The sequence below is a fragment of the Pseudomonas panipatensis genome, assembly GCF_900099785.1.
GTDB lineage: Bacteria > Pseudomonadota > Gammaproteobacteria > Pseudomonadales > Pseudomonadaceae > Pseudomonas > Pseudomonas panipatensis.
The window spans coordinates 95,896-114,724 of the sequence record NZ_FNDS01000011.1; the positions used below are offsets into that span (position 1 = coordinate 95,896).

28 protein-coding genes are annotated in these 18,829 nt (G+C 63.7%); 2 read left to right on the top strand and 26 right to left on the bottom strand.

The genetic code is table 11. The features are described from left to right. Positions 1 to 104: 104 nt before the first annotated feature. The 10 genes from BLQ74_RS22465 to BLQ74_RS22510 are packed head-to-tail and all read right to left on the bottom strand — an operon-like array spanning position 105 to position 6,650. Complete coding sequence (locus BLQ74_RS22465) at positions 105 to 608, bottom strand: DUF2514 family protein (protein ID WP_090266738.1); 504 nt, start codon at positions 606 to 608, stop codon at positions 105 to 107. Beyond that, a complete protein-coding gene (locus BLQ74_RS22470; protein WP_090266741.1) occupies positions 608 to 922 on the bottom strand; it encodes a ubiquitination-like system serine protease family protein in 315 nt (104 codons plus the stop codon). The genes BLQ74_RS22465 and BLQ74_RS22470 overlap by 1 nt, the downstream gene beginning before the upstream one ends. Continuing rightward, positions 919 to 1,548: a glycoside hydrolase family 19 protein gene (locus BLQ74_RS22475; RefSeq protein ID WP_090266745.1), complete on the bottom strand. Its 630-nt coding sequence runs from the start codon at positions 1,546 to 1,548 to the stop codon at positions 919 to 921. Before BLQ74_RS22475 ends, BLQ74_RS22470 begins: the two co-directional genes overlap by 4 nt. After that, entirely contained in the window at positions 1,548 to 1,952 is a 405-nt protein-coding gene (locus BLQ74_RS22480; RefSeq protein WP_090266749.1) for a DUF1353 domain-containing protein, read from the bottom strand. Before BLQ74_RS22480 ends, BLQ74_RS22475 begins: the two co-directional genes overlap by 1 nt. Next, positions 1,949 to 2,467 (bottom strand): DUF4376 domain-containing protein, encoded by a 519-nt coding sequence (locus BLQ74_RS22485; RefSeq protein WP_090266751.1) that lies wholly within the window; start codon positions 2,465 to 2,467, stop codon positions 1,949 to 1,951. The genes BLQ74_RS22480 and BLQ74_RS22485 overlap by 4 nt, the downstream gene beginning before the upstream one ends. After that, positions 2,464 to 3,774 (bottom strand): glycine-rich domain-containing protein, encoded by a 1,311-nt coding sequence (locus BLQ74_RS27590; protein WP_212633160.1) that lies wholly within the window; start codon positions 3,772 to 3,774, stop codon positions 2,464 to 2,466. Before BLQ74_RS27590 ends, BLQ74_RS22485 begins: the two co-directional genes overlap by 4 nt. A 12-nt stretch (positions 3,775 to 3,786) precedes the next feature. Then, a complete protein-coding gene (locus BLQ74_RS22495) occupies positions 3,787 to 4,449 on the bottom strand; it encodes a DUF2612 domain-containing protein (RefSeq protein ID WP_090266755.1) in 663 nt (220 codons plus the stop codon). A gap of 3 nt (positions 4,450 to 4,452) precedes the next feature. Continuing rightward, a complete protein-coding gene (locus BLQ74_RS22500) occupies positions 4,453 to 5,631 on the bottom strand; it encodes a baseplate J/gp47 family protein (protein WP_090266758.1) in 1,179 nt (392 codons plus the stop codon). Next, positions 5,632 to 5,985: a contractile injection system sheath initiator gene (locus BLQ74_RS22505; protein WP_090266761.1), complete on the bottom strand. Its 354-nt coding sequence runs from the start codon at positions 5,983 to 5,985 to the stop codon at positions 5,632 to 5,634. It abuts the gene before it with no gap. After that, on the bottom strand, positions 5,982 to 6,650 hold the full coding sequence (locus BLQ74_RS22510) for a Gp138 family membrane-puncturing spike protein (protein WP_212633161.1): 669 nt from the start codon (positions 6,648 to 6,650) through the stop codon (positions 5,982 to 5,984). Before BLQ74_RS22510 ends, BLQ74_RS22505 begins: the two co-directional genes overlap by 4 nt. Between BLQ74_RS22510 and BLQ74_RS22515 the strand changes: the two genes are divergently transcribed. Further along, positions 6,649 to 7,017: a hypothetical protein gene (locus tag BLQ74_RS22515; protein ID WP_090266764.1), complete on the top strand. Its 369-nt coding sequence runs from the start codon at positions 6,649 to 6,651 to the stop codon at positions 7,015 to 7,017. The two genes, BLQ74_RS22510 and BLQ74_RS22515, sit on opposite strands and share 2 nt — an antisense overlap. Here BLQ74_RS22515 and BLQ74_RS22520 read toward each other — a convergent pair. After that, a complete protein-coding gene (locus BLQ74_RS22520) occupies positions 7,014 to 7,988 on the bottom strand; it encodes a phage protein (RefSeq protein WP_090266767.1) in 975 nt (324 codons plus the stop codon). The two genes, BLQ74_RS22515 and BLQ74_RS22520, sit on opposite strands and share 4 nt — an antisense overlap. Before the next feature lie 25 nt (positions 7,989 to 8,013). Here BLQ74_RS22520 and BLQ74_RS27190 point away from each other — a divergent pair, with 25 nt between their 5' ends. After that, positions 8,014 to 8,583, top strand: coding sequence for a hypothetical protein (locus BLQ74_RS27190; protein WP_139199107.1), 570 nt, complete (start codon positions 8,014 to 8,016; stop codon positions 8,581 to 8,583). Here BLQ74_RS27190 and BLQ74_RS22530 read toward each other — a convergent pair. The 15 genes from BLQ74_RS22530 to BLQ74_RS22595 are packed head-to-tail and all read right to left on the bottom strand — an operon-like array spanning position 8,577 to position 18,797. After that, the gene (locus BLQ74_RS22530) at positions 8,577 to 8,891 is read right to left on the bottom strand and encodes a phage baseplate plug family protein (RefSeq protein ID WP_090266774.1); all 315 of its coding nucleotides are present in this window, start codon (positions 8,889 to 8,891) and stop codon (positions 8,577 to 8,579) included. The genes BLQ74_RS27190 and BLQ74_RS22530 overlap by 7 nt on opposite strands. 3 nt (positions 8,892 to 8,894) lie before the next feature. Further along, positions 8,895 to 9,485 carry a phage baseplate protein gene (locus BLQ74_RS22535; RefSeq protein WP_090266776.1) on the bottom strand — a complete coding sequence of 197 codons (591 nt, stop codon included), beginning with the start codon at positions 9,483 to 9,485 and terminating at the stop codon, positions 8,895 to 8,897. Position 9,486: 1 nt separating this feature from the next. Further along, a complete protein-coding gene (locus tag BLQ74_RS22540) occupies positions 9,487 to 11,187 on the bottom strand; it encodes a phage tail tip lysozyme (protein WP_090266778.1) in 1,701 nt (566 codons plus the stop codon). After that, positions 11,188 to 11,313, bottom strand: a complete 126-nt coding sequence (locus tag BLQ74_RS27980) for a DUF6889 family protein (RefSeq protein ID WP_280139888.1) — start codon at positions 11,311 to 11,313, stop codon at positions 11,188 to 11,190. A 56-nt stretch (positions 11,314 to 11,369) separates the two neighbouring features. After that, entirely contained in the window at positions 11,370 to 11,822 is a 453-nt protein-coding gene (locus BLQ74_RS22545; RefSeq protein WP_090266780.1) for a phage tail assembly chaperone, read from the bottom strand. Then, a complete protein-coding gene (locus BLQ74_RS22550) occupies positions 11,822 to 12,262 on the bottom strand; it encodes a phage structural protein (RefSeq protein WP_090266782.1) in 441 nt (146 codons plus the stop codon). The genes BLQ74_RS22545 and BLQ74_RS22550 overlap by 1 nt, the downstream gene beginning before the upstream one ends. A gap of 15 nt (positions 12,263 to 12,277) precedes the next feature. Continuing rightward, on the bottom strand, positions 12,278 to 13,756 hold the full coding sequence (locus tag BLQ74_RS22555; protein WP_090266786.1) for a DUF3383 domain-containing protein: 1,479 nt from the start codon (positions 13,754 to 13,756) through the stop codon (positions 12,278 to 12,280). An 18-nt stretch (positions 13,757 to 13,774) separates the two neighbouring features. Beyond that, entirely contained in the window at positions 13,775 to 14,326 is a 552-nt protein-coding gene (locus tag BLQ74_RS22560) for a phage neck terminator protein (protein WP_090266789.1), read from the bottom strand. A gap of 3 nt (positions 14,327 to 14,329) precedes the next feature. Beyond that, positions 14,330 to 14,704: a hypothetical protein gene (locus BLQ74_RS22565; RefSeq protein ID WP_090266792.1), complete on the bottom strand. Its 375-nt coding sequence runs from the start codon at positions 14,702 to 14,704 to the stop codon at positions 14,330 to 14,332. 4 nt (positions 14,705 to 14,708) lie between these two features. After that, positions 14,709 to 15,278, bottom strand: a complete 570-nt coding sequence (locus BLQ74_RS22570; protein ID WP_139199108.1) for a hypothetical protein — start codon at positions 15,276 to 15,278, stop codon at positions 14,709 to 14,711. Then, positions 15,275 to 15,658: a DUF4054 domain-containing protein gene (locus BLQ74_RS22575; protein WP_090266798.1), complete on the bottom strand. Its 384-nt coding sequence runs from the start codon at positions 15,656 to 15,658 to the stop codon at positions 15,275 to 15,277. Before BLQ74_RS22575 ends, BLQ74_RS22570 begins: the two co-directional genes overlap by 4 nt. Before the next feature lie 3 nt (positions 15,659 to 15,661). Beyond that, positions 15,662 to 15,940 (bottom strand): STY1053 family phage-associated protein, encoded by a 279-nt coding sequence (locus BLQ74_RS22580; protein ID WP_090266800.1) that lies wholly within the window; start codon positions 15,938 to 15,940, stop codon positions 15,662 to 15,664. Positions 15,941 to 15,955: 15 nt separating this feature from the next. Next, on the bottom strand, positions 15,956 to 16,957 hold the full coding sequence (locus tag BLQ74_RS22585; protein ID WP_090266802.1) for a DUF2184 domain-containing protein: 1,002 nt from the start codon (positions 16,955 to 16,957) through the stop codon (positions 15,956 to 15,958). Between the two features lie 13 nt (positions 16,958 to 16,970). Continuing rightward, complete coding sequence (locus BLQ74_RS22590; protein ID WP_090266806.1) at positions 16,971 to 17,468, bottom strand: structural cement protein Gp24; 498 nt, start codon at positions 17,466 to 17,468, stop codon at positions 16,971 to 16,973. 15 nt (positions 17,469 to 17,483) lie between these two features. After that, complete coding sequence (locus tag BLQ74_RS22595) at positions 17,484 to 18,797, bottom strand: DUF2213 domain-containing protein (protein WP_090266809.1); 1,314 nt, start codon at positions 18,795 to 18,797, stop codon at positions 17,484 to 17,486. Between the last annotated feature and the right edge of the window lie 32 nt (positions 18,798 to 18,829).

Below are 18,829 nucleotides of genomic sequence, written 5' to 3' on the forward strand. Positions count from 1 at the left end.
GCAATGAACGCCTCACCATGCCGGACAGCGAGTGACTATGTCACTTGGAAAGTCACTGGCCCTTCCCTGCCCGGTTCTGGGCGAATCCCTTCCTTTATATAGCTTCACCGCAGCGCGTCATACGCTGCCTCACACGCTAGCCCCCGGGTGCGGGACTGGTCAAAAGCCTCCGCCAGGACTCCCGCTCTTTCGTCAGCGCGCTTGAGCACGTCGGCGAGCAACTGGGCGGAGGCGGCAGCTGCCTTGCTTGCTCCGGCAGTGCAGGTATCGCGGCCGGCTTCACTTGCTGCCAGTCTGCGTGCGAGGTTGTCGGCTGCGTCCCGCAGGCTGCCAGCAGAAGCGCGAGCAGCGGCAGCATCAGTAGCCGCGCGGTCGATTTCACGTTGGGCATCTTGTGTCACCTTTGAAATGGATTGTTGGCGGGATTGCTCGATCGCGCGTTGCTCGGCCTGGGCTTTGGCGGTCTCCGCAGCATCGGCGGCCAGGTGCCGTTCCCACTTCGCCCGCCAGGCGGCATCGGCGCGGGAGCTGCCCTGCTGCCAGCAGAACGCGCCGACGGCGCCGATCAGCAGCGCCAGGGCGAGCGGCTTCCAGTAGTTGAGAAGCATCAGTAGTCTCCGATCTCGGGAAGGTTGACCGTCTGTCCGGCCAGGGCATGGGTACAGTCGCTCAGGAACTCGATGCGACCATCTCGGACGAAGGAGTGGCAGCGGCGATCCTCTCGCTGTTCGCCCCACCAGTACTGAACCAGGATCGAAGGGCTGAAGGTCGGCTTGTTCACGTCGCCGTTCCAGTCCCAACCAGGTCCAGGCATGGCACGGTTGACGTTGACGCCATGCAGCATCTGGCAGCCGGGGCAAAGAAAGAACAGTTGGTCGTCGGCACGCTCCAGGATCGGCGACAACTGAACAAAGGCGCTCATACAAGCACCTCCTTGGCCTTGGCCCACAGCGCCAGGCGCTCGGCCTGCCCATTCAAGCCGCCGTTGATGCGTCGAGTGATGTCGTCGAAGCGCCCGGCGTCGGCCAGGTCGTTCAGGCCATTGGCCGACCACCACCATGCGGCCGACATCGCGGCGAAGTCAGGCTGCTCGAGCAGTTGCGGCTGATCCTCCAGCGGCTGGCCAATCCCGGCGCCAGCGGCGCGGTAGTTCGCACGCCCGGTGATCTGGATCAGGCCGCGGCCACGGTAGAGCCAGCCGTCACCGGAGCTGACCGGGCCGTTTCCGTTCCGGCCGGCATAGGTCGTATTGGCGATCAACGGCGGGTTACGCGCGATCTGGTTCGCCAGTGCGTTCGGCTGCCCATCGGCACCGCGATACCGGCTTGGCCAGGTGTTGGCCAGGCCCTGGGCCGAGTAATTCAGGTTCTCGACCAGCGCGGTGAGCTGCGCGCTCTCATGCCCGACCTGGGCCAGGAAGGCGGCCATGCGCACGTTCGACGTGATGCCGAAGCGGATCATCGCCCGGTTGAGCGCAGGAACGAAAACGCCGGCTCGAGGGCCGGCGTTCGGAAGGATCTGCAGCAACTGCTGCTCGGTGATGGGCATTACTGGCCTCCAGAAACAGAAGACCCGGCGCTGGGCCGGGTCTTGGTGTAGTGCGATGCACCGCCGATTCGGACGCCGGCCCACATGATCCAGGCCCGCCAGGCTGCAACCCCCTCGGCGCGGAGCGCGCGGTAGAACACCGCATCGCAGTCCTTCCGGGGCAGTTGGCCGGCCGTGTACAGCTGGTCGTGGATGGTCGCTGCGAGGTTGCCGTAACCGGCGACCAGGGCGAAGAACACGAAGAGCACGGCGTTGTGCAGCACCTGCAGGCTGGCGAAGTTCGTCTCAAAGCCTGCCGGCGCGGTGAACGTGCCGAGGTCATCCTCGAGCACCAGGTCAGCCAACAGTCGGTGATTCCACTTCCCCAGTTGCTCGGTCTTCAGCGTGGTCAGGAACCGGCTCATGTCGGCCAGCCTTCGTCGAGCATTGCTTCGGTGAAGGTGCCGGCATCGACCTCTTCCGCCAGGGCCTTTTCACGGTCATAGCACGCCTGGATGTATGCCCGCATCGCCCGAGCAATGGCCAGGATCTGCGTGGCACTGAGGGTCACCCAGCTACCGTCGGCCGCCTTCCAGTCACAGCTATAGGTCGAGTCGAGTGTTGCTTCCAGGGCTGCGCCGGTGATCTTCACCTGGCTGGTGTCGCTGGTGTCCAGATGGACGCCATCCGCATTGGTGCCAGCTTGCACCTGCTGCCAGCGGCGTTCGGCGATCTTGGCCTTCATCTCTTCTGCCGTCGGCGCAGGAACGACTGGCGCGGAGAATTTTCCCGCGGCATAGGTCCAGCCACAGGCTACATCCGCGCCATCAGGTACTACGACCCAGACCAGGTCAGGATGGAACATCTCGCTGATATCGCCGTCAGTTTCAAACAGCTCGACAACGACCACGTCCTCAATCCGCGCATACGTTTTCATCATGCGTACTCCCAGACAATTACCATGCCCGACGCGCCGACCCCGCCGGCGAGTGCAGAAGCGCTGACGCCGATCCCAGCGCCACCGCCTCCCGAGCCTTTTGCTTGTGCCGCGCCGCCGACAGAGCCAGACCCTCCGTTACCCCCCATGCCAAAATAGGAAGCCCCGCCGAAGCCTCCAACGGGCAGATATCCGGTGCCGACAATTCCATATCCGGCAAATCCGATCCCACCGCTGCTGGAGACGTCAGGAGATCCGCTGATAGTTAACGATCCACTGCCGCCATTGGCGAAGAAGCAGGAGCCTGCTGGACCACCAGTCGCGCCCCCTGCCCCCCCGCCGACGCTGAGCAGGGCACCGAACGAGGAGCTACCGCCCGCGCCCCCTGTCGCCCCAGCCGAGGCAGTTCCGCCTGCGCCAACGGTCACAGTTACCCCGGCGAATCCTGAGGTAATTCGTTTCTTGGCATAAGCGCCGGCACCCCCGCCGCCACCCACAGAAATGGCACCCGCGCCAGATGCAGGGGCACCACCACCGCCACCGCCACCACCGACTGCCTCAACAACAACCGACTTGGTTCCATCGGTTGGCGTGTAGGTGAAGCTGCCTGCTGAGGCAAAAACCTGCACGCCGATAAGGCGCCCATTTGCGATGCCGTCTGTGCGCGCCATGATTTTCCAGGCAGAGCCCGTGGACACGACAACAATCGTCTCGCCCTTAGCCATGACGTAGGGCGTAAGCTGCGTAGCGAAGTCGAGGAAGACGAGAAGATCGGAGCCAGCAGCGCCTACCGCGAAGCTCGACATGGCACTGGAGATGTGCGAGATCACAAAAGTCGCACCAGGCGCAACCGAACTCAGCAGCGGCAATTGCAGGTTTACGGCGCCGGTCCCGGCATTGGAGCAGACATAGGTTCCCGCCTGCGCGGCGGTCAGCGCGGTATTCGCCGTCACAGCCTGAAATGCCTTGATGTTGCCCAGGGCGTTCTGCACGAATGCCGTTGTTGCCAACTTGGTCGAGGCATCAAACTGCGCGGCGGTCACGCCAATCGAAAGTGCTGACTTGAGATTTGCAAGCAAGGTCGCCGTAGTGCCGTCATCGACTGCATCAAGCCCTGTCTTATCGACAATCAATTGCGCAAGGACTGCCGCCATAATTGAAGATTGGCGCCAAACTTTGTTCAACTGCGCAGACTGAGCCGTACCTGCCGAAAACCCTGCTGTACGCGCGGCCAGCGCGGCATAGGCGCTCTGCGTTAGGACGTTCGAACCCGCCCCGCCGGCAAACGGCAGGAAGTCATTATTTGCCATGAAGTTCTCCAGTTAGGAGTAGACGGTTCCCCAGCTACCTTGATCGAAGCCGGCGATGTATTCATTGATGATGTCGAAGCCAAAGAGAGGCCCGTCAACACTGGTGACGACGTAGTAGTCGACCCTTACGCCTTCGGGCTTTATCGGGATGTAGCCGCCGGTTAGAAGGGCCAGGGCAAGAGGTGTTGGGCGAGCACCTGATACGCCGATGGTCATCGACATATCTTGGTTGTCCTGGATAAACACGTGCGTGGCACCACTGAACACCAAGTCGAGGATTGCCTTCGACGCACCCAGCGTTCCGTCCCAATGGTTTGCCCCGATCTTTGCTCTGATCAGGAGCCTGTAGGTGTCATCGTCGAGAGACACGACGCCTGAGTCAGGGTCGAATGGCCCTTTCCATACCCCTTGATCGAGACCGATACCGTCGATATCGAATGAGAAATAGACGCCTGCAAGAGGGGTTTTGACATGGCGACTGATGCCTACCCACAGACCGACGATATCGAGCTGCGCACCGATGGCCACATCCAGGTCGAAGTTAGCCGCCAATCCATCGGCAGCATTAATCACATCAACCAGAGGCTGCAGCACTGCCTGCACCGTGGCCATGAACTTCGGCTTGTCGGAATGCTCGCTGGTGATCAGCCCGAGGTAATCGGAGATGTCGGCCATGGATCAGGTCACCGTCAGGGTTACAGATGCTGGGGCGCAGCTGGCCGCCTGGTTGAACGCCAGCGCCACATCAGGAGTGCCAGCGCCACCAGGACCGGTGATAGTCAGTGCGGTCAGCTTGAAGGTGTTGCTGTTGGCCACGCTGTTGGCCGCAGTGATCGCGTCAGCCCACTCGACCGCCTTGCTCAGGCCGCCGCCGATGGCCACGCCGTTGATGTAGTCCGAGACTGCCTGCTGCACCGCAGCGCCGACGTTTGAGCTGTAGCCCGCGAGGGCCTTCAGAGAGATCGCCACGGTTATGGCCTGGTAGGTCGGCCGGTAGAAGTTGATGGTCAGGGGGCGCCCGTAGACATCGGTCACGGTCTGCGAGGTGGTGCCGTAGGTGCCAGTCCCAGGGGTTTTCTTGTCGGCGATGGCCTGGGCGATGGCCGCCGCGTCCCCGCCTTCAACTACCAGCGAGATGGAGTGCGCCGGAATGCCGTTGGCGTCGGTCGAGTTGGTGTCGTTCTCATAGGTCGCCAGCCGGGTGACGCCTGTGATGTTGGCCACAGCGCCGGTTGTACCTTCAAGCACTGTGCGCGACGGCAACGCGACGGAGACCTGCTGCCGTTGGCGGAGCGCGGAGTCGGTCTCCACCGGAGCGCCCGGCTCTGCCGCCGAGGCGTTGGTCACCGACTGCCAACCGCGAGTCGGCGTGGCGATGATGTTCACTTGGCCGATGCCGGCGGCGACTGCGCCAGACGTTGTGCACGTCGCGGTCACCGTGATCGTGCCGGCCGGCGGAATGGTAACGGTGGCCGGGAGTGCCCAGTTGTTGCCGTTCACATCCCGGGCGATGCCCTGGGTGATCACTGTACCTGCCTGGCCAACCACCTGTAGGTCGACCTGCGAGTTAGTGGCCACTCCGCGGCTGATGCCGTTGATCTTCACATTGCTCGACAGACCGTTGCCCTGGGCGGTGTTCGGCGAAAAGGCGTTGTAGGCGGAGATGATGGCGGCGTTGGCGTCGCTGATGGCCAGCGCCAGCACACTCAGCAGCTGTCCGTCCTGGCTGTCGTTGCCCAGGTAGACGTCCGCTCCGTAGATCGAGCGGAACGACTGCTGCAGGTACGCCAGCGAATCGGCGTAGTTCGGCGCGGAGATGCCGCTGGCATCGATGGTCGGTGCGGTCGAAGAGGCCATTCAGAGCGTCTCGCTGATGGTGGTCTGGCCATAGGCCGTGGTGATCGTGCAGGTGACCGACAGCTTCCGCGCGTCCGCGTCGAAGGTGCTGTCGTAGCTGTCGATCTGGTTGACGCCGGTCGTTCCGAGGATGCGGTTACGGATCGCCATGTCGTAGGTGCCGCGCGTGCCCTCGCCGAGCACCTCGGTGCTCCAGGGCGTGCCGTCGGCGGTGTCGAGGAACCACTCACCCTTGAACAGCTCCAGGCGGGTGAGCACGGCCTGGGCCACGGCCTCCGGCGAGTTGACGTAGAAGTCCGCCGAGCCGCTGCCGAAGCTGTAGTCGCCCGCGGCGTCGAGCTTTCGATACCTCATGGCGTCGGGCCTCCGCTGGTGCCGCTGCCGGTCGTGACGCCGGTGTGCTTGTGGGTCTGCAGGCTGATCGTCCCGGCCTTCACGTCGCCGGTAGTGGTCACCTTGCCGTTCACCGTCACGTCGGCATTGATCGTCAGGCCGGCGGGAGCAGTGATCGCCACAGCACCGCCGGGCGCCACGGACACGAAGGTCGCGCCGTCATCGCTTCGCAGCTGGGCCGCGCTGGTGCTGACCGCCCCGATCACCCTCGGTTTGGATCGAAATCCCAGCAGCGCGAATCCGTCCGATAGGTCATGCATGCGCAGTTCGGCCTGGGCCTGGATGCCGCCCGATTGCCACCATGAGTCGATGCAGCGCGAGGCGAACACCACCAGGCATTCGTCGTTGGCTTTCACCGGGAAGGTCAGCGTGCAACCACCGCCGGCCGGGAACTGCACCGGGCAGTCAAGCAGCAGCGGAAGGTTGACCGGCGACAGGTTGCCGGCCTCATCACGCACCAGCGCCTGGATGGCAGGCTGCACCACGCAGGTCATGGCAACTGGATCGAAGCTCTGGATAATGCCGGGCAGCGCGGTCCATAGTTTCGACTGCAGGCCGCCAAAGGCGATGGAAACCCACTCGATCGGATCAAGCATCCGCTCGCGTCTGTCCAAGGAGATCACCATGAAGAAGATGTTGCTGTTGGGACTGCTGGCCGTTTGTGGATCTGCTGCAGCAGAAACGGTGCTGTTCGATCCAGCGGACGGGCGCCGGTACGTGGGCGACGAGTTCGATGCTCGAGCCGCGAAGCAGGTCCTCTATCAGGACCGCCCCTGTAAGCTCCCACTCGTCAACGCCAAAGACATGCGCGAGTACACCTCGCCGGTCACCTATCCATCGAAGGCGTGCTGGGGCCGTCTGATCGGAGGCGATGTCGTGGTCGTCTACGACAACGGCGAGACAATGAGGCTGCCGGAAGCTGCGTTCGTTACCGCAACCGTGAACAAGTCGGGCAGCGCGCGAGTCATCAAGTCGGTATACAAGCGGCCCTAGCCGTAGGGCTTGACCGGCCCAGCCGGCGCCACAGCGCCAGGTGTCTCTGGGCGGTCGAGCAGCCCCGGCGGGACGGTTGCGTCCACCGCCAGGCAGATGACATCGGTGTACCACTCATTGCCGCGGGTATCGCCCGAGTGGTTCACCACGATCGAGCGGTAGAAGCCGTCGGCCGAAAGGAACGAGCTGTTCTTCACCCACTGATTGGAGTTGGTGTCCCCGAGCGATAGGCCATACCGGTACTGCTGGATACTGGCATTGTCGATCTGCAGCCTCCGGCCGACCTTCACGCTCGGGTTCAGCAGCATCTTCACGGTGATGCCGTTCTGGGTCTGCTCAGGCAGGCCGACCATGCCGGTCGCCGAGGTGACCACCACGGCTTCACCTGGCAGGTAGGCGGTGTTCGGGATCAGCGTCAGCTGGCCATCCTGCAAGCTCCAGCTCAGATCCTGCGTTTTCCCCAGGTTGTCCAGGTGATCACGGACCATGCCGAACATCACCTTGCCGCGCGGCAGCTTGTTACCCGACAGGGTCATGCCCTGCCCCATGGTGATACCTCGCGAGGCCATGGCCTGCAGTGCGACCTGCAGGTGATCGTCCGGCGTCGAGCCGGCAGCCAGTGAGGCATTCATAACCGCGAAATTGTAGGCACTGTCGCCGTCGGCGGCAGTGATGTCGAGGTAGGTGTCGGTCTGGCTTTCTCGGCCGCGGCGCACCTGTTTGATGGTGCCGTCGAAGATCACCCCGTAGTTCCCGGCGTAGCCGGCCTGCAAGACGATCCGCTCGAACTCCTTCTGCGCGCGCTGCGCCGTCTGGTCGCTGACGTTGTAGACCCGAATGTCCGCAGAGTTCGGAGTCTTCAGGTCGCCCCGCCTGATCGAGAATCGGATGCGCAGGTCCGACAGGTCGAGCGCGGTCTCGTCGTTGCCGATCTTCAGGCTGATCTGGCGGAGGTATTGGGGTACGCTCATCGCTTTTCCTCAGGATGATCGACAAATGCTCTGGAAAGGCATCCCTGCCGCGGTATTCGTTGTTGTCGCTTGTGGCACGGCTTTCGCCGGGCAAGACCCCTACACCTCCGACCTGGCATCTGCAAACCTACCCAACTTGGTATCCGTCTACTCAGCAATGAATGACATGTGCCGTGATCGGCCAGATGCTCAGCGAGAATGTGCCCGTAGGGATGAAGCCTACAAAGAGCTTCAGTCGCGCGGCTGGTGCTGGGGACCGGATGATGCAATTGGCGCAGACAAGTCTTGGGTCGAATGCCGGAAGCCGGATTCATCCAGCGGAATTCCTCGCTTCGACGCGGCGGCGCAATGCCGGAAGGTTTCTTCTGCGAGTGGTTCTCCATCGGAGATGATTTATGGCAGTTGCATGGAGATGGAGCAGTCTGCGTACAACGAGCTCAAACCAACCTGGGGGCGCATTCCTGAAACCATGCAAAGCCATTGCACTATGGTCGCCAAGGCCAGTGGGGCCGGCTCTTACATGATCCTGCAGAGCTGTATCGAGCAGGAGCTTGAGGCCAAAAAGACCAATGCCGGCACATCTTTCAACTACTGATCCGTCCACCAGTACAGGTGCGAAGCATTTCCGAGGTTGTCGAAGGTCGGTACCGCGTCAGGATCGGCCGTGGTTTGCACCCACAGCACTCCGGTGAATCCAAGGTGCCCATAGGGCGCCAACAGGTTGCAGCCGGTCACCAGCGGGATGCCGTTGACGATGGCGTTACCGCTGGAGTCGGAAATATCCAGCGTCCACCCGGCATCGGCCGCGTTCCGCCACTGCACGCGCAGCTGGTACTCGGTGCCGCTCAGGGAAATGCTGAAGCGCTGGCCTTCTGCGGACAGCGGAATCTCGTAGTTGGCCATGCCTCACCCGTTCGGTGGCTGCCAGCCGCCCGGGGCCGGGTAGGCCGTGGCGACCTGCTTGGTGCCCATGTTCGCCACCTCACCGGTGGCCTGCGGAGTCGCCTGGCTGTCGCGCGGTGGCAGCGTGGTCGCCTGGGTCTGCACGATGATCACCTGGCGGCAAACCACCGTGCACATCAGCGCGTTCTCCGACGTCGGGTCGGTGGTCAGCGCCAGGCTGCGCATCAGCATGTTCTGGTACGTCCGCTTCCCGGTCGATACGTCGAAGGGAATACGGGACTGCTGCAGCGCCAGCAACTGGTTGTAGACGCTCGACACGTAGTCGGATCCGAACGCCGATCCGCCAAAAAGAGCAGATACCGACTGGCCAATCCCGGACAGCAGACCGGAAAGGCTGGAGTTGCTCCAGCCGCAGCGGATCACCACCTCCGAAGGCTGCACGAAGGCGTGGTCGTTGATGTTGGCGCCCTGCTCGACCGGGTGCTCGGTGACTTGGAGGGTGTCAGTGCTCACCTCCTCCAGCGTCACCATCGCGGTGATCGAGCCGATCGATCGCTTGGGGTCGATCGTGATCAGGCCTGCGAAGTTGGGCATCTCATTGCACCGCCGTGTTCAGGTTGCGGACCATGTCCTGATTGACGCGCCCCTGAGCACCGGCCACCGCCTGGGCGGTCGAGTTCGGGTCGCCACCGCCGTTGACATGGATATCGGTCTTCTGGGTCATCTGCACCGCCATGGCGCCGCGCTTGGCCGCCTCGGCATCAGCCGCTGCAGGGCGTTCGTAGTAGCGCGAGACAACCGATCCGGCGTCCTGGGCATTCTGCGCGGCCATGAGGAGCTTCCCGGCCTTCTGCTCGGCACCCTGGGTCAGCTCGTACTGGACGAACTCCAACTGCTTCATGAAGTCCGCGCGCGGATCATGCAGGCTGAAGCCGGCGAATTTCTCGAACGCCTGCTGGCGATCCGGGTGCCATTGGCCAAGCCCGGCAGCCCTTCCCCAATCACCAATGGCATGAGGATTCAGGTCGCTTTCAGCGGCCAGGTTAGACACGATTCCTGCCGCCTGGTGCGGCGCCCAGCCCTGCGCCTGAAAGAAATCCATCGCGAAGGTCGACTTGTCCTTGTCGACGCCCTGCAGCGTGCGCCAGGCGTTTGCAGCGGCATCGAGGCCCGGTGTCTTCGGTTCCTGCGCTGGTAGACCTTTCTCCTGACGGATGCGGGCCACCTCTGCGTCCTCGCCCTCGTTGAGCGATGGCGAATACAGCATCGCGCCGGCTCCCACGACCAGCGTAGAAAGAGCAGAAGCACCAGCCGCCGCCGTCGAAGCACCAGTGATCCCGCCGCCGAGCCGAACGAACGCCGCAGCCAGGTTGAGGATGCCGGTGACCAGCGAAGTCAGGCCCAGCATGCGCATCAGGCCGAGCAACACGATGATCTTCGTGCTCCAGCCGTCAGTGGCCTGGTCCAGCTTGACGAAGAAATCGTAGACCGACTTCAGGTACGGCTCGGAATCCTGCGCCAGGGTGATCAGCTTCTCGGTGACGTCGACGATGCGGCCGGCGATCATTGGGCTGTTTTTCTCGAACCAGTCGGAGAACTTCGCCAGCTCCGGCCCAAGCCGGCGCATCAGCTCGGCCTGTACCTGGGTGCCCAGCGTCTCGAACTGCAGGCCGATTCCGCGCAGCTCCGTCATGAACTGGTGAGCATCGCGGGTCGCCTGATTCAGACCGGCGCCGGAGAGCTTCTTGCGGTTTTCCTCGAGCTTGCGGCCGAACTCGCCATTCATGATGGCGCGCAGCGTGTTCTCGTCGACGCCGAGGATCGAGGCGTACTGCTTGGCCTGATACCACGGCATCGAGCGCAGTCGCTGGCCAAGGCCGACCAGGATGTCGGCGGTATCCTTGATGTTGCCGCGGGCATCTCGCGTCTGGACGCCGAGGCTCTGCAGGAAGCCCTCGCCGCCCGGGTTATCGCGCAGGAAGCGCGCCACGCCCTCAAGGGAGCTACGCACTTCGCCGGCGGACGCCCCTAGATCGCGCGCTGCGTAATCGGCAGCCTTCAGGCTATCCGCCGCGGCACCGGTTCGCTGCGCCGCGTAGTACAGGCCCTCCAGGTTCGAGGCGAAGGCCGAGACTCCGGCAGCGACAGTCAGCGATGCGCCGGCCAGCGTGGTGACCAGCTTGGTCACCGCCTTGGTGGCGTTGTCGATGCCGCCGGTGAAGGTCTTCAGCCCCTTCTCATCCACCTTGAAGCCGAGCCCGACCAGGAACTCCTTGATCACATCGGAATCGGCCATTTATTTGGACTCCATAGCCTTCTGCAGGCGCGCCTTGTTCTCAGCGCGCACCAGGAGGCAGTCGTTCATCAGGGCGATATCCGCCAGATCCAGTGTCCCGTCGAGCAGGGACTCGTACTTGCACATGCCCTCGGCGACCGGCAGGAGCAGCCAGTCGAGCCCCTCAGGCAGGACGGCAAGCTCTACGCCTGGGCCTGAGGTTGCGCCGAGGTCGACAGGAGTCCGGCCAAAAAAGGGCCGAGCGACTCGCGCACCACGAAGGCAGCAAGCTGCACCATCACACCAGCGTCGATGTCGTCGAACATGCAGACCTTCTGCCGGTCGCTCCAGACCGGCGACCAGGTCGTGCCCTGCTGCCGCTGCACCACGGACAGGCAGGTGCCCATCACGTACTCCGCAGCTTCATCCGACATTCCAGCGATAGCTCCGGCAAAGGGCTCGAACAACTCAGCCATGCCGGTCAGGTCGTTGCTCAGCGGCTTCGCGCCCTCAGCTCTCTGGCTCTCGGCCAACTTGGAGAACACCGGGATCAGCGCCGGAATGATCGGAGCGATCTTGCGCGACAGGTGGAATTGGCGCATGGCGTCGAGCTTAGCGGTTCGGTAGCACTGGCCGTTTACGGTGAACTCAGCCATCAGTAGGTCCCCAGGATGCCGTCGATCTTGATGGAGTCGAAGGTCCACTCGACGATGTCGCCGTCCTTGCGGTAGTTCAGATCGGGGCGCTTCTTGAAGGCACAAGAGCGCGCCACAGTGGTGTCGCCACTGACCGAATGGGTCAGGGTGATGATGTTGTTCCCCCATGCCGAGGAGCTCAGCGACTGGGCGTCGTACAGCGCCATCAGCTGGGCGTTCTTCGGCGAGGTCTTCAGCAAGCGGACGGTGACCTGGCCCGACTTGTCGGCATGCAGCGAATGCATGCCTTCGCCGTCAGCGCCGACGGTCATGGTGTTCTTGTCGCCCGCCATGACTATGGAGATGCCCTCCTCCGCGTTGGCAGATCCGGCGCCCAGATCGATCATCGCGCCGGCGCCGGACAGGGTCGCGTTTACATCGAGGAAGCTATAGGTGCTCATTCAGGTCTGCTCCGATCAGCGGTTGACGTTGACGATGACGTTGGCAAAGTGCACAGCGCCCGCCAGCTTGGCCGCGACCTGAAGGGTCGGCGCCTTGCGCGCTTCCCGATTGGCCTGCGACTGGCTGTTTACCGGAGGCGCATAGGTGTAGTAGCCGGCCGCCAGGTATTGGCCGGTCTGCAGGGCGCCGAAGGCCGGTCCACTCCACTGCCCAGGCGCGCACAAGCCGTTATTCACGGATTGCTCCATGCGGTCGTTGATGGCAGTTACCAGGCGATTCACGCCGCGATCGGTCTGAGGAGTCTTGGTCTGGCTGGTATATAGCGCGTTGAAGACGGCGGTTTGAAGGTCGTTCTGCAGCCAGTCCAGCCCATGTACCTCATCGAAGAAGTACCCATTGGCCATGACGCCTTCCTGGATGATGGCGGTATCGTTGTTGTAGTTGACGAAGACGTTGCAGTTCTTCGCCTTTAGCGCCTTAGCCTGGGTTTCGTTCAGGCTCTCAGCGGTGACGCCAGGCTCCTGCTTGAACTTCAGGGTGATGGTCGTGTTATTGCCCTGGAAGTCCACAGTGAAGGCCCGACCGAAGATCGACGCGGCTGCATACGCGCTGGAGCTGGAGTACTGGCAGAAGGTGCGCTTGTAGTTGGCGGCCTTGAGCTTGTACGGCAGGTCGGTGGTGCTGACCGGGTCCAGCGCGGTGGCGGCCTGGGTGGTAATGCCGAAGATGCGCGACGGCGATGCACCTTCGATGAAGGCGGCCACGCCGAGCAGATCGGTATCGGTCGGGCTGGTGTCAGCGACCAACAGGCCATACCAGTCGGCCGAAATGGAGGCCAGGTTGGTAACGCAGGTCAGCAGCGACTCGGCGACGATTCCGCCGACCGGGGCCGAGGCCACACCAGTTACCAGGCCGAGCAGCGCGGACACGTCAGTGCCGGAGCCAGTGGAGCTGGCATAAGTCAGCGTTGAGGTCGCACCGGTGGTCGGGCTGGTGATCTCGAAGCGCGAGTAGTTGGCGTTCCAGACACAGGTGGCGCCGGCCAGGGCGGTAGTGATGACCGAGGCCACGCCGTTAAGGTTCGTCTCGGCACTGAAATTGAGCGCCGACAGGGTCTTCAAGGTTCCGTCGACGGTGATCTTCATCGAGCCGTTGGTGATGCTGGTGAAGTTCGACATCGCCTGCTGGGCGATCGACAGCGCGCCGCCATTCAGGCGAGCAGACGACGAAGCCTCTGCCCAGCGGCCGATATAGAGTTCGGCCGGCTGCGGCGACTGGCTGAAGAACAAGTTGGCAGCCAGGTACTCCGGCGCGCTGGTGCCGAAGTCGGAGGCTACAGCGTCGAGGGTCGAGTACTTGCGGATGCGCTCGTTGGTGTCGATCACGCTGGACGAGCCCAGGATCAGCAGCGCGCCGAAGTCTCGGGTGGCTGCCGCCGTGGGGGACATGACGATCTGGACGTTGACCACGTCCGAAACGGCGAGAGTAGGCATTGATTTCTCCGAGAGAGGTCAGCCGGTGATGACCGGGGTGTCGGCGGACAGGATGTTGAGCACCGGGTAGGTGCGTTCGATCTTCCGGCGTAGCCGGATGCGTAGGTCGTAGCGGCGAACCCACTGCTGGTTGATCAGCTCTGGCGCGGCGATGAGTTCGCCGGCCTCGACGAAGGCCATGTTCTGCGCGCGCAGAGCTTCGCTGTTCTGCGGGACGTACATGCCGTCGCTCAGCATCTGGCCGTAGCCCTGGGCGTTCGGCCCATAGAAGGTCGCCAGCAGAATCACATCCTGGTGGCGCTGGTACTGGTCCTCGCCGTCGCCGGTGCCGTCATGCTCGATGGCCGGGTTCGCGTCAGACTTGGTGTTCATCACGCCGATAGCACACCAGTTGACGGTCGGCTCCGGCTGCTTGGGGTTGCCTGGCTGCCAGCGCGGCCGGACGTACTTGCCCGCCAGGCCGGTGATGCCGGCGACCATAGGCTGCAGGATGTCCTCCAGTGCCTCATCTGCAGGCGTAGGCGTGCCCACCGGCGACAGGTAGCCGCCGGTTGCTGAGGTGTTCGCCATGGGTTATCCCGCCAGTGGTAGGAGGTCGCAGGAAGCGGCAACGAAGCCGCGGCCGAAGTGGCTGTAGTCGTTGACGTTGGCCACGGTGTAGTCGCGGCCCTGCCAGGTGACGATGTCGGAGATGCTATCTTCGCCGCTGCCGGCCGTGAGCCGGAACATCGTATGGATGGTGATCGAGCCTTTCTTGCGCTCGCCGCCGGCCAGACGCTCGAGGATGTCGCCCTTGTCGCTGGTGACCACGCCGGCGAACGGGATGGAGGTTGTCGCGTTCGCCGCGCGCCCGTTGTCGCCGACGGCCTGGGTGGAGCGCTTGCAGACCAAGCCCGAGTCCATGAAGTCAGGATCTAGCAGGACTTCAGTGACGTCGAGCTGAGCCATGGGGCTATTCCTTCTTGCGGATGACGTGGGTGAGCGAGTTGCGAAGCTGGCCGGTGTTGATCAGCGGCCGGATGCCGGCCTCGTCCTGGGCCTGCTCCGGCGTGGCGCCGTTGGCGATCAGCTCCAGGTACTTCTTCTCGGCGGCGCGCATGGACTTGGTCCCGCGGCTCTTCCGCCGGTTGCGGATGGTTGCGGGCGACAGCGGCACGAAGTCGCCGGTGGTGATCTTGTTGCGCGCGCCTGCAGAGGCGACCAGGCCGGCCGCATTAAGCTCCGCCTGCACCCTGGTGTTGTCGCCGTCCATTGCCGCGGCGGCTGCCTTCTTCAGGTGGCCGGTATAAATTTCCTCAGTGTCTTCGACGCCGGGGATCAGGAACGGGCGCGCCGGGATGTTCTGCGCCGGTGAGCCGTTCTCGTGTACGTAGCCGAGCTGGGCGTTGTTCATCGGCTGCGGATCTTCGTCACTGCGCTCGGCCTGGCTGGCCGGAATGCCGACGAGAACCTCCTGCCCGACGAGGCGCTGGATCGACGCCAGCAGCTTGCCGACGTTGTCCTTCGTCACCTTCATCGTCACAGCTGGATGCCTCCAGAGCCGATCATGCGCGATAGCTGCAGGAACTGGATGCCGTAGGTGGTCAGGTTGAAGAACCCGCCATCCTCCAGCGCGGCAGCGCCGCTGTCGTAGCCGACGCTGACCTTGTCGACTGCCTTGCTGGTCAGTGGCCCCTTCACCTGGCCGGGAGCACCGCCAACCGCGGCCGTAGCCTGGTTGCCGGCGGCCAGCGCCAGGTTGTGGGCCGTGAACAGCTCCATGCCGATGTCCAGGTAGTCGCACCAGCGGTCAGCCGGTAGCGTCGTGCTGGCCAAGCCCAGCCAGAGGTTCACCGCGTAGTCGGGGTACTTCGTGACATCGGCGAACTCGGGGAAGTCCTGGCGGAACTTGGCAGCATCCATGGATCAGCTCTCGGTGGGTGCGTCGACTACCGGCTCGGCCGGGGCTTCAGGTTCAGCGGCGGGCTCGGGCTCCGGCGCAAGCTGCTCGGCAGCCGGTTCCGGAGCGGCCGACGCAGCCTGCAGAGCCTTGGCCTGCTTGGCGGTCAGTGGCTCGCTGTGGGCAGCGACATACCAGTGATCCGCCAGGTCGTCCTCGATCTCTTGCAGGCCCGCCTCGAACTCGCGCTTGGCGCCATCGGCGAGGGTCAGGATAAAGCCCGTCAGCACGTTCAGGTACTTCATGCTCTGCTCCTCGGCTTAGATGCCGTCACGGTAGCCGATGGTTTCCGGGTAGACGAACTCTACACCGCCCAGACGACCGAAGTAGGTGGTCAGCTGGTGGATGCCGCGGTACTCCAGCGGAGTGCGCTGCAGCGGAACCAGCGGGAAGCGCACGCGCTCCATGTCGTTGGTGTAGGCGATCATGCGGTCCTTGTTGGAGGCGCCTCGACCGGTCAGCCACTTCAGCGGCTGGATGTTCAGCGGCCGGCCATTGATGGAGTTCGACAGGCAGTTGATGCGCAGGAACTCCAGCACCGAGATGTTACCGGCGGAGCTGATCAGGGTGCTTACCAGCAAGCTGTATTGCGTCGGCGGCAGGCGCAGCTCGCTCGGGCAGATAGCAAAAGCGGAGGCCGCCCATACGCTGTTCAGCAGCTCGTTCACATCGGCCAGGATGGTTTTGGGGTCGGTGGCCGACGACCAGTTGCCGGTCACGGCGTTCGAGACGTTGGTTACCAACGCACCGTTGACCAGGCCGGTCAGGCCCAGGCCGGAGTCGCCGATGTAGACCTGCTCGTCGACGTCCATCTGGTACTTGAGCTGCATGCCCTTGAACTTCTGCTGGTCGACGGGACGACCGAGCTTCTGGGCGGACTCGAGTTCCGGGATGGTCCAGCCGAGCTGCATGCCCCACAGGTTCAGCGGGGTAGCGGTCTTGCCGATGTCCAGGGCGATGCCAGCGATGGCGTTGGTGTCCTTGCCGATCCAGCTCTTGCCGTTCGGGCTGGGACCGCCAGCGGCAGCGAAGCTGGAGTTGGTGAAGGACGACATCTCGTCGGCGATGCTGACATCCTCGCGCAGCTGGATGTCACGCGACCAGGTCACGGACGCCAGCGGCTCGTGGAGGTTCTGGTCCAGACGCTCCAGCTCGCCGATCAGGAATACACCGGCGGAGTCGATGGTCTGGCGGTCGAAGGTCATCAGACCGTCGCGGGTGTACGCACGCTTGATAGCGCGCGGCAGGATCAGGTTGCTCATCGAGCTATCTCCGTCAGATGTTGTAGGCGATTTCGACGTTCCCGGCAGCATCGGCAGCAGCCAGGAAGATCGCGCCAGTGATGGCGATGGTGTTGGTGGAGTCGGCAGCCGCCTCGATGCCGCCGATGGGCTTGCCGGCGGCAGCCGCGGCGACACGCACGTACACCTGGCCGTTCATGGCCGGGGTGCCGGCGTTGTTCTTCACGGTCATGTAGCCGCGACGCAGGGCGTTACCGATGCCGGCGCCCTGTGGCGGAGTGGAGGTGCCCAGCGGGTCGGAGGCAGCGCCACCGGTGGCCGGGTATGGCCGCACGTACAGGCCGTACACGGCAGTCGCGGCATCACCAGCGCCGACCGGGATGAACTTGCCGGAGACGATCTTGCCGAACAGGCCGAAGCCAGCGAACGGGTTCGCCGAATCGAGCAGCACCGACTCGATGGTGGACTGAGACGGGCGGCTTACGTCGCCCGGGATGCCCGAGGGCATGCGGTAAAGAATTGCGTTACCCATGGAGAGGTTCCTCGATTATTTGCGGCCTTGGCCATTCCAGAACTCGCGATTGCGAGCGTTCATGGCGGCCACGTCGCCGGGACGCCCGAAGTCTTTGGTGGAGATCGCCGAGCGAGCGCCGGCGGCGTTGTTACGGGCCTTGATCAGCTCGGAAGAGCCGATGAAGGCGCTGGCCACCTGGTCGGCGGTGAGCTTTTCCAGGGGCTTACCGAGCAGGAACGGCTCGACAGCGGCCTTGCCGTCCTCGGTCTGCATGGCCTTGCCCAAGGCGGCGCGCTGGCAGGCGCAGACATGGTCTTCGGTCTTCGCCTTGGCATCGCGGGTCGGGAAGGTGATACCGGGGACCAGGATCTCGGCACGGGAACGAAGGTCGGACATCGCCGCGGCGTCGCCGGTGTAGGTCTTGCCGGCAGCATCGGGGTTGTGAGTGGCTTCCTCGGCTTCGAGGATGTCGTCCTCGGTTTCCTTCTTCTCCGATTCGTCGTCTTCGTCCTCGGTTTCTTTCTTCTCGGCTTCCATGTCGCCGACGCGCTTGGTCAGCGCCTTGATGTCGGCCGACAGCGCGCGGATGGCATCGAGGGTCGCGGAGTCGCCGGTCTTGGCTTTCTCCTTGCCCTCTTCTTCCTCCTCCGACTCCTCGTCGGCGGTGGCGGCCTTGGCTTCTTCCAGGGCTTCTTCCAGGGCTTCCGCATCGTTGGCGCGGAAGGCGGTCATGATGCGATCCCAGACCGTGCGGCGGCCTTTCGGCTTGGCGGCGTCTTTGGTTTTCATATCGTCGGAGTCTCCAATTGCACATCGCGGGCCGCAGCGGCCTCGCGCTACCAGGGCTACGTGGTTGCCCACGATGTTGAGCTGGCGACCGCGACCGGTAGCCAACTGTTCGTAGTCCGCCTCATACCCGCAGCTGACCTCGCGCAGGCCGTCGCGGACCTCGCTGATGGCGTCTGCGTCGGTGATGAGCAGGTCGGCGAGCATTAGGTCCTGCTCGACGCCTTCGCCCCGGCGGACGTTCTGGGTGATGCCGACGCTCAGCTGCCGCCAGTTCTGCGGGGTCACGAAGTCGTCGGGGTGATTCAGCGTGACCGGCTTGCCTTCGAAGCTGGCCAACGTCTCGGCGCGGAATACCTCGTCGGCGTTGCGCTCGATGACGATCTCGCCCGCGTAGCTGGCGTCGACCGGCACTTCACCTTCGGCATAGAGGAGCGTTCCGGTGCGCGCGATCGGGACCGACTCGCACAGCAGAAAGCCCTCGGGGGTCATTCGCTGCCTGGGACTCAGGTATTCGGGCGTGAACCAGCGCGCGGCTTCGTCTCGCGTATGCACTCGCATGGCATGCACTCGTAAAAAACCCGCCAGGACGG

Excerpts from the sequence above, each read along its gene's own strand:
- BLQ74_RS22560 (WP_090266789.1), bottom strand. The coding sequence starts at position 14,326 with ATGGCGAACACCTCAGCAACCGGCGGCTACCTGTCGCCGGTGGGCACG.
- BLQ74_RS22475 (WP_090266745.1), bottom strand. The coding sequence starts at position 1,548 with ATGCCCATCACCGAGCAGCAGTTGCTGCAGATCCTTCCGAACGCCGGC.
- BLQ74_RS27590 (WP_212633160.1), bottom strand. The coding sequence starts at position 3,774 with ATGGCAAATAATGACTTCCTGCCGTTTGCCGGCGGGGCGGGTTCGAAC.
- BLQ74_RS22510 (WP_212633161.1), bottom strand. The coding sequence starts at position 6,650 with ATGGTGATCTCCTTGGACAGACGCGAGCGGATGCTTGATCCGATCGAG.
- BLQ74_RS22590 (WP_090266806.1), bottom strand. The coding sequence starts at position 17,468 with ATGGGTAACGCAATTCTTTACCGCATGCCCTCGGGCATCCCGGGCGAC.
- BLQ74_RS22500 (WP_090266758.1), bottom strand. The coding sequence starts at position 5,631 with ATGGCCTCTTCGACCGCACCGACCATCGATGCCAGCGGCATCTCCGCG.
- BLQ74_RS22585 (WP_090266802.1), bottom strand. The coding sequence starts at position 16,957 with ATGAGCAACCTGATCCTGCCGCGCGCTATCAAGCGTGCGTACACCCGC.
- BLQ74_RS22495 (WP_090266755.1), bottom strand. The coding sequence starts at position 4,449 with ATGGCCGACATCTCCGATTACCTCGGGCTGATCACCAGCGAGCATTCC.
- BLQ74_RS22575 (WP_090266798.1), bottom strand. The coding sequence starts at position 15,658 with ATGGATGCTGCCAAGTTCCGCCAGGACTTCCCCGAGTTCGCCGATGTC.
- BLQ74_RS22520 (WP_090266767.1), bottom strand. The coding sequence starts at position 7,988 with ATGAGCGTACCCCAATACCTCCGCCAGATCAGCCTGAAGATCGGCAAC.
- BLQ74_RS22580 (WP_090266800.1), bottom strand. The coding sequence starts at position 15,940 with ATGAAGTACCTGAACGTGCTGACGGGCTTTATCCTGACCCTCGCCGAT.
- BLQ74_RS22540 (WP_090266778.1), bottom strand. The coding sequence starts at position 11,187 with ATGGCCGATTCCGATGTGATCAAGGAGTTCCTGGTCGGGCTCGGCTTC.
- BLQ74_RS22485 (WP_090266751.1), bottom strand. The coding sequence starts at position 2,467 with ATGATGAAAACGTATGCGCGGATTGAGGACGTGGTCGTTGTCGAGCTG.
- BLQ74_RS27980 (WP_280139888.1), bottom strand. The coding sequence starts at position 11,313 with ATGTGCAAGTACGAGTCCCTGCTCGACGGGACACTGGATCTGGCGGAT.
- BLQ74_RS22470 (WP_090266741.1), bottom strand. The coding sequence starts at position 922 with ATGAGCGCCTTTGTTCAGTTGTCGCCGATCCTGGAGCGTGCCGACGAC.
- BLQ74_RS22535 (WP_090266776.1), bottom strand. The coding sequence starts at position 9,485 with ATGCCCAACTTCGCAGGCCTGATCACGATCGACCCCAAGCGATCGATC.
- BLQ74_RS22505 (WP_090266761.1), bottom strand. The coding sequence starts at position 5,985 with ATGAGGTATCGAAAGCTCGACGCCGCGGGCGACTACAGCTTCGGCAGC.
- BLQ74_RS27190 (WP_139199107.1), top strand. The coding sequence starts at position 8,014 with ATGCTCTGGAAAGGCATCCCTGCCGCGGTATTCGTTGTTGTCGCTTGT.
- BLQ74_RS22565 (WP_090266792.1), bottom strand. The coding sequence starts at position 14,704 with ATGGCTCAGCTCGACGTCACTGAAGTCCTGCTAGATCCTGACTTCATG.
- BLQ74_RS22550 (WP_090266782.1), bottom strand. The coding sequence starts at position 12,262 with ATGAGCACCTATAGCTTCCTCGATGTAAACGCGACCCTGTCCGGCGCC.
- BLQ74_RS22555 (WP_090266786.1), bottom strand. The coding sequence starts at position 13,756 with ATGCCTACTCTCGCCGTTTCGGACGTGGTCAACGTCCAGATCGTCATG.
- BLQ74_RS22530 (WP_090266774.1), bottom strand. The coding sequence starts at position 8,891 with ATGGCCAACTACGAGATTCCGCTGTCCGCAGAAGGCCAGCGCTTCAGC.
- BLQ74_RS22545 (WP_090266780.1), bottom strand. The coding sequence starts at position 11,822 with ATGGCTGAGTTCACCGTAAACGGCCAGTGCTACCGAACCGCTAAGCTC.
- BLQ74_RS22515 (WP_090266764.1), top strand. The coding sequence starts at position 6,649 with ATGAAGAAGATGTTGCTGTTGGGACTGCTGGCCGTTTGTGGATCTGCT.
- BLQ74_RS22480 (WP_090266749.1), bottom strand. The coding sequence starts at position 1,952 with ATGAGCCGGTTCCTGACCACGCTGAAGACCGAGCAACTGGGGAAGTGG.
- BLQ74_RS22595 (WP_090266809.1), bottom strand. The coding sequence starts at position 18,797 with ATGCGAGTGCATACGCGAGACGAAGCCGCGCGCTGGTTCACGCCCGAA.
- BLQ74_RS22465 (WP_090266738.1), bottom strand. The coding sequence starts at position 608 with ATGCTTCTCAACTACTGGAAGCCGCTCGCCCTGGCGCTGCTGATCGGC.